Raw genomic sequence first — 663 nt, forward strand, 5'->3', positions numbered from 1 at the left:
CATCAACAGACAACGACGCCACCGTGGCTGTGTTCTGCCACGGTGGCGTCGTCAATATCGTTCTGCAGGAGCTACTCGGGCTGGAACGTCCGTTGACGTTCCCGATCGAGTACGTCTCCGTCACTCGTATTCTGGTTTCCCGCAATGGGAATCGGCGGGTCGCGTCGATCAACGAAACGGGTCACGTCCGAAACATGCTGCGGGTGTAGATCACACGTTGTGGCACGCCACCTGGTGACCACCGTCGACGAGGCGAAGTTCGGGAACTTCCTCGGCGCAACGATCCGTCGCGAGGGGGCATCGGGTACGGAATCGGCAGCCGCTCGGCGGATTCAGCGGCGACGGGAGCTCGATGACCTTCTGCTCGACGTTCTGCGAAGCCGTGACGGTTGCGTCGGGATCCGGGATCGACGACAGCAGAAGCTGCGTGTACGGGTGCAATGCGCGGTTCTGCATGTCTTCTGCCGGAACGATTTCGCAGACGCGGCCCAAGTACATGATCATGACGCGGTCGCTGATGTTCTTGACGACAGCCATGTTGTGCGCGATGAACAGCAGGGACAGTCCGTGGCGCTTCTTGGCGGCCTCGAGCAGGTTCAGGATCTGTGCCTGCACCGACACGTCGAGGCTCGAGACGGGCTCGTCGCAGATCAGGACCTTCGG

At 61.4% G+C, this 663-nt stretch carries 2 protein-coding genes; one reads left to right on the plus strand and one right to left on the minus strand.

The window, feature by feature from the left end; genetic code table 11:
• The coding region (locus MTX36_RS29455; protein ID WP_243623200.1) for a histidine phosphatase family protein at nt 1-209 on the plus strand (209 nt) is incomplete at its 5' end.
• Between the two features lies 1 nt (nt 210).
• On the opposite strand, the gene MTX36_RS29460 is transcribed toward MTX36_RS29455, so the two are convergent.
• Nucleotides 211-663 (minus strand): ABC transporter ATP-binding protein (locus MTX36_RS29460; RefSeq protein ID WP_243623201.1); only part of this gene is annotated, 453 nt, incomplete at its 5' end.

The sequence above is a fragment of the Rhodococcus sp. ARC_M6 genome, from assembly GCF_022810305.1.
GTDB lineage: Bacteria > Actinomycetota > Actinomycetes > Mycobacteriales > Mycobacteriaceae > Rhodococcus_F.